Origin of the sequence: Streptomyces sp. NRRL F-2664, assembly GCF_000719345.1 — a bacterium.
Taxonomy (GTDB): Bacteria; Actinomycetota; Actinomycetes; order Streptomycetales; family Streptomycetaceae; genus Streptomyces.
Map to the genome: position 1 here is coordinate 1 of NZ_JOFX01000657.1, position 206 is coordinate 206.

1 protein-coding gene is annotated in these 206 nt (G+C 78.2%); it reads left to right on the forward strand.

Translation table 11 applies throughout. The features are described 5' to 3' along the window. Positions 1-206, forward strand: a 206-nt coding sequence (locus tag IF89_RS40520; protein WP_043195273.1) for a hypothetical protein, incomplete at both ends; no start/stop codon positions are given.

Consider the following 206-nt stretch of genomic DNA (forward strand, 5'->3'; position numbering starts at 1 on the left):
CGACGGCCGGGTCGTCTTCACCGCACCCCCGCGCTCCGGCGACGGCCACCGGCTGACGGCCGTCCTCGAACTGCAGGACGGGCTGGTCCGCAAGGCCACGGCGGGGGACGGGGCGGTGACGGGGCTGGAGTACGGGCGGCCGCTGGCCGGACACGGCCCCGTCGTCACCCGCGTCGCCTCGCCCCTCGGCGCGGTGACCGAGATCG